Consider the following 6,317-nt stretch of genomic DNA (forward strand, 5'->3'; position numbering starts at 1 on the left):
TTGTTGGTTATTACAGCCAAACAAGACCACATCAACATAACCGTGGTTTAAGTCCCAATGCCGCCGAGGGGAAGTATTGGATTAGCCACTAAACCGTGGCCAGTTTTACTTGACCACTACAATTCAAACCTTTGTCGTTTGGCGCACCGACCAGCCACGAGATTAAATTTGGCCACACAAACATGGTCAGCATTGGCCACATCAGCGGAAAATTACCGCGCCCCATATCCAAATAGGGACCGATTGGCGGATCGTAGGTCCACCAGCCCATATAGGCTGCAGTGCCTTCTACTAAAATATTCCATACAAAGGTAAGCGGCACCGTAAACATAATAATTGCTTTACCCAAACTCGCACGGGGGTTTCGGGCCTGATAGAACTGCGCCAAATGCAAAATCGCCCAAGTGTGCAACACCCAATACACCGCGTACATAAAAGGCATCCACAGCGGGTTATGCGGCGCGGTTAGCGCAAGATCGAGACCATAGTGATGAAAATTGGGGCTATAAAGCAGGTGCTGGCCCCAGTCACCAAAGGTTTCTAACCAAAAGGTAGAGGCGCTCGCTACACACATCAAAACCCACCAGGTAAGCTCACCTTTTTTGATACTGTCGCGCACAAGTATAATCAACACCAGTATCGCTAAAGCAGGTATCGCATAGTTCAGTAACCAGCTCAGTGGCGGGTCAACAATCCCATCCGGCACACAGCGCCCATCTTGCCAAAAGACACCCTCGCCGCCCGCGCAGCTTTCACCGGGTACGCCGGTATACGCCTTATCTGTCTCGATTAATTCTGCATGGGCGTTATTATTCGACCAATAAAACTTTATCACTACGAATCCCTCTAATTTTTATCATTACCGCTAGGGAATATAATCGCAGCAATTAGCGCGACACCAAAGCTTATTTGGGTCGGAATACAGCAGGCCAATTATTACAGCTAACTTATTATTATTTATAGTGTTTATGACATTAACCAGCACTTAGAATTCGGGGCTGTCCAGCTTTACAATTAGCTATATGAGACTTGGTGAAAAAAAGCTCAGCGCCATCGAGAGCAAAAGGTCCCGCAACAATGGCTGATGCCGATAATCCGGATTATCTCGTAAGATATGATATGAAGTTTGCTCAACAGCTCTACCCATTGCGTGGGCACGCAAATCTAAATCCGCACTACTCATCGTCGGATAATGTCGAGCAAAAAATTCTTTCAAAAGATCTGCGCCTGCATCGTGCTGATCTGAGTAGCTGTCATATGCCGTCCACACACCAAAATAACCACTGTGTGATTGATAAAAATCGGCATCTAAGTCAATCAGCGCAGCTTGCAGATTAATCGCAGAATCCACAATCATTGCCAAGCCATCGGCCAAACTCATCGCGTTCCACTGCGATTCAAGACGCGCCGACCAATGTTCAAAATGTTGCTTAATTTCATGCCGAAAAACTTCCGCTTTAACGGCATCAAGACTAGGAAAATACTGATAGATAGAGGCTTTAGGAACACCAGAAACTAGCTCTAAGGAGGTTGTCGTTAGCGCCTCACTGCCTGTTTCTAAGAGAATTTTCCGCGCTGCCTGCTCAATGGCCAACACCATGCGCCGCGAGCGCTCTTGCTTTGGTTCACGCCGTAAGCCAGCGGGGCTAGAATTATCCACGGCCATAACAAGCCATCGCCATCATCATCCGTAGCACCTATTATCAATATTTATTATTTAGTTAATGCTTATTTTTTGAATTCTGAGCGCATACTATTCTTGCCAACGTCAAGCATGATGCAGGATTGTTTTTAAAAAATACATCAGCTGATCCGGTGCATTACTAGGGTCACTGTCATCACCAACATCGAGGCTCAAACCCACAACCAAGGCTCGGAGCAATACCGCTAGCTCGCCAAAATTTGGTGGTTCAGCAACCCCTGCACGGCTGTACAAAGCGCTTAACATTAGGCGAACACTCTCATTCACCTCATTTAAATAGCCTCGATACTTTGCAGCAAAGTCCTTATTGCGCTTAGCGTGGAGCTGAGCCTCAATAACAAACATACCCCAATCAGCCTGCCCCAGATATCGCGCAAAACTCTCGCGCATATAATTAAGGACCGTCTCGATATCTTCAGGCATCGCCAAAAACTGCCGCCACTCCTGAATCTCTCGATTGTTATAAGCTTTGAGAACATCGATCAAGATGTCCTCTTTGCTTTTATAGTTGGCGTAAAAAGCGCCTCGAGAAAAACCCGCAGACTCGGTAATTTTGTCGATCGCCGCGCCGCCAAAACCCCAACGTGCAAATTCTTGCAGGGCTGCGGTTCTCAGCTTTTCCTGTGTGATACTGCGGCTGTCTTCTCGACTAAGTCTTGTCACGCGCCTACCTTATTGAGCCAAACTAACGGTTTTTAAACGAATAAACTCATCCAGACCTGGACGACCACCTTCCTTACCAAAGCCAGACAAACCGAGCCCGCCAAACGGGGCATGGGCAGGAATATTACGACTGCCGTTGATATGGACAAAGCCAGTTTGCAGTGCTGCAGCTAAGCGGTGTGCTCGCTTAAGGTCATTGGTCTGAATATAACCGCCAAGACCATACTGGGTACTATTGGCAATTTCAATAACCTCTTCTTCGGTACTGAACTTCTGTATTACCAATACCGGGCCAAACACCTCTTGCTGGGCAATTTCACTTTGCGGATCAACATCGGCAAAAATCGTCGGCGAGACAAAGAAGCCCTTGGCCAGATCGCCACCTAAACGTTCGCCACCCAATACTAGGCGTCCAGCCCCCGCCAATTTGGCACGCTCAACCATGGCCAAAATACGGTCACAGGCCTCTTCGTTGATTACCGGCCCAATAAAGGTATTAGGGTCACGCGGATCACCAATCGGCAGGGCTTTCGCTATTGCGACGACTTTCTCGACCATTTCATCGTAAACGCTATCTTGCACTAGCAAACGCGTTGGCAGTTCACAGCCCTGACCACTTAACAAACCAACGCTCATCATGGCCGCATGCTGTGCAGCAACATCAAGATCGGCATCCGCAAAAACAATATTGGCCGACTTGCCGCCCAACTCCATCACCGACGGTTTAAGTAGTTCGGCACACTGATGCAGTATCTTGCGCGCGGTAACTGGACCACCGGTAAAACTGACTTTCTGTACATCTGGGTGGGCAATCAAGGCCTGGGCAGACTCTACTGCACCGGGCAATATATTAATAACGCCCGGTGGAATACCGGCTTGCAGGGCCAATTGGCCAAACAGCGCTGCAACAAACGGAGTCTGTTCTGCGGGTTTAACCACAACTGTATTACCTGCGGCGAGAGCGGGAATCACCTTCATACCCAAGCTTATTAATGGGCCGTTCCAGGTCACGACAATACCAATAACGCCATAGGGCTCCGGCAGGGTGTAAATAAATTCGTCACTGGGGTAGCTGCTAACCACCTGACCGTCAATTTTGTCAGCCCAACCCGCATAGTAGCGGGTCCACTCTTCAGCCAAGCCTGCGCCACCGGCAGCAACACTAAAGGGCGTTCCACCCTCTAGCACAGCCAAACGCTGAAACTCACTCGCATTCGCTTTAATGAGATCAGCCAATCGTCCGAGTAATACCGCGCGCTCACGGCCCGGCATCCGTCGCCAAATCTCAAATGCAGCTTTAGCCGTAGCGACTGCGTCTTCAGTTTCGCTTACACCAGCCAGCGGAATCTCTGCCTGAGCCAAACCGGTGGCTGGATTGATATGGGTGTACACACCGCCAGAGGCTTTTTCAATTACTTTGTCGCCAATTAGCAAGCTGCCCTTGGGGCAGGTTGAATCAAATTCGATAGTCATAACATTGTCTCTTTAAATGCGTCGCTTAAATCCGAATGACGGTGCCGCCATCGACGGGGAAGACTTGGCCATTCACAAAGGCCGCCTCATCACTGAGCAGGAATACGCCAACTTGGGCGATTAGCTCTGGGCCGGCCACTTGACCTGTCGCTTGACCAGACATTTTTGCCCACTGCGCCATTTGCTCGACCGACATAATTGGCTTCATGCCTTCAGTGTCGACCGTACCGGGTGCAATCGCGTTAACGCGAATATTGTCGGCGGCGAGGGAATGCGCCAAGTTTACCGAAAGCGTATTCACGCCCGCTTTAGAAACTGAATAAATACCCGTCGCCTGCCAGCTGCCGATAGACGAGGTATTCACAATAGCGCCACCGCCCTGCTTTCGCATCTCCGGTACTGCTGCCTGAGTCATATACAAAACACTGTGCATATTGACCGACATCACTCGCTGATAATCGTCTATAGAAAGATCCTGCAAAGGCGGCATAAGCGCAGCGCTTAACAAGCCCGCATTGTTAACCAAAAAGTTTAGCTGACCGAAGGCATTCACTGCCGCAGCAATACACTCCTTACAGGATTCAGGTGAGCCTACGTCAACCTTCACCGCAACCGCCTTACCGCCAGTAGCGGTAATACTCGCCGCAACCGACTCCGCCAGTTCAAGGTTAATATCAGCCACAACAACGGCAACGTCACGCTGACTAAGTAGTCGCGCATAAGCGGCGCCCATACCCTGAGCGGCACCGGTAATAACTGCAACCTTTCCACTAAAACTCATAATTCTTCTCCTCAGATAGGGTGTGGCCGGGATAGATAAATGTATCGACCAATATTTTTACGTAATAATTGTTCTTAATAATTTTTGCTAATTGCTACCAACGTAGCTGCAAACTTTCCATTGCCATTACAGCACCGCCGCGCACTTTCGGCGTAAATCCCTCTTCAACAGAAAATGCGGGCATACGCACTAGCCACTCTTCCAAGAAAACCCGCAATTCCAAGCGCGCCAAGGTCGCTCCTGCACAATTATGGGGGCCACCATTAAAGGCCATGTGACGAAATTTGGGACGTTCTAAATCCACTAAACTAGGGTTTTCCAAAGCGCGGTCATCGTTATTTGCCGCCGCTAGACTGCAGATAATTCGATCGCCAGCACGCATCTGCACGCCCTTAAATTCCATGTCGCACGCCACGCGGCGCGGAATATTTGGAAACGAATAACGTCGCAACAACTCTTCAATCGCACTGGGAATTAACTCGGGTTTATCGCGAAGTTGCTGCTGAAATTCAGGATTTTCAGCCAAGTGCCGAATCGAAAAAGTCATCGCATTAGTGACTGTATCTAACCCCGCCAAAAACAGCAGATTGCACATTTCCAACACACGCTTGTGACTGAGTTTTTCACCACCCACCTCAGAAGCCAACAAGATACTAATGGGGTCGTCAGATGGGCTTTTAACTCGCTGTCGGATTAATGATTTAAGGTAAAAACGCATGCGCACAAAGGGCGGCAGGCGCTTTAGCATGGTGTCCGAAGCCAAAATGCCATTTGCCCACCTAACGAACTCCTCGTAGCGCGACTGATCCATGTGCATCAAGCCCATAAAGGTTTTAACCGGAATCGGCACCGACACCGCCGACATAAACTCACAAGCCCCCTTGGGCTTAACATCCTCGATCAAGCCAATCGCCAGCTCACGAATCTGACTCTCTAACTGCACTACCTTTTGCGGCGACAGAAATTTCATCAATAACATTCGGTAATGGGCGTGATCAGGGCGATCCATATCTTGCGGCGGCAATGACAAACCGAGCTTGGCAACATCGGGAGAAAACGGCGCCTTACTGCTCGAAAACAACTCTGGACTGAGCATGATTTCGCGAACATCTTCCATTCGCGTCGCAATCCAGTGACCGCCATTGCGGGGCGTATAAAAAATATCTGGCGCACTGTTGTGCAAGGCTTTATGACTAGCATGAACATCGCCGCCACGGGCCGAGTCACTAAAAATATCGAAATCATAAGTAAGGCCAGCGGCAATATGCGGCGGCGCCACGCTTGGTAATTTCGATTTAAAAGGGAACATAAACTGACCTTCCGAGCGATTATTGTGTTTTAGGGTAGCCGCAACTGCTTACGACCTGTCCGCTTCAATATAGGTGAAAATCAATCTCAAATACAATAGTGTATTTGGATTTATTAATGTATGTTAATTATAGGCCAGCATCACTTAGCGTTTCACAAGTAGCTTAACTGCCGCGGCAACATCTAAATCCTCAACCGCAGCGTTAATACGCTCCCAGCTGCGATCCATACTTTCTCTGCTCTGCAAGCCTTCCCAGTTCCGTGTTAACCCCCCTGTGTCAGGCTAGTTGTCGCTTCTAATTTTCAGTTAGAGGCAGTAAATGATGAAAGCAAGATTTACCCAATCGTTCAAAATTCAAGCAGTGAAGAAGGCCTTCAGTCGCAGCAGCG

General features: G+C 48.9%; 6 protein-coding genes. All 6 read right to left on the reverse strand.

Annotation, left to right across the window (positions count from 1 at the left end):
- Positions 1-88: 88 nt before the first annotated feature.
- Positions 89-835 (reverse strand): hypothetical protein, encoded by a 747-nt coding sequence (locus AB4876_RS18940; protein ID WP_368383252.1) that lies wholly within the window; start codon positions 833-835, stop codon positions 89-91.
- A 183-nt stretch (positions 836-1,018) separates the two neighbouring features.
- A complete protein-coding gene (locus tag AB4876_RS18945; protein WP_368383253.1) occupies positions 1,019-1,666 on the reverse strand; it encodes a TetR/AcrR family transcriptional regulator in 648 nt (215 codons plus the stop codon).
- Positions 1,667-1,768: 102 nt separating this feature from the next.
- Entirely contained in the window at positions 1,769-2,365 is a 597-nt protein-coding gene (locus AB4876_RS18950; RefSeq protein WP_368383254.1) for a TetR/AcrR family transcriptional regulator, read from the reverse strand.
- A 9-nt stretch (positions 2,366-2,374) separates the two neighbouring features.
- The gene (locus AB4876_RS18955) at positions 2,375-3,838 is read right to left on the reverse strand and encodes an aldehyde dehydrogenase family protein (RefSeq protein ID WP_368383255.1); all 1,464 of its coding nucleotides are present in this window, start codon (positions 3,836-3,838) and stop codon (positions 2,375-2,377) included.
- A gap of 25 nt (positions 3,839-3,863) precedes the next feature.
- Positions 3,864-4,619: an SDR family NAD(P)-dependent oxidoreductase gene (locus AB4876_RS18960; RefSeq protein ID WP_368383256.1), complete on the reverse strand. Its 756-nt coding sequence runs from the start codon at positions 4,617-4,619 to the stop codon at positions 3,864-3,866.
- Positions 4,620-4,713: 94 nt separating this feature from the next.
- Positions 4,714-5,928: a cytochrome P450 gene (locus AB4876_RS18965; protein ID WP_368383257.1), complete on the reverse strand. Its 1,215-nt coding sequence runs from the start codon at positions 5,926-5,928 to the stop codon at positions 4,714-4,716.
- Between the last annotated feature and the right edge of the window lie 389 nt (positions 5,929-6,317).

The sequence above is a fragment of the Zhongshania guokunii genome (assembly GCF_040892635.1).
Classification (GTDB): Bacteria; Pseudomonadota; Gammaproteobacteria; order Pseudomonadales; family Spongiibacteraceae; genus Spongiibacter; species Spongiibacter guokunii.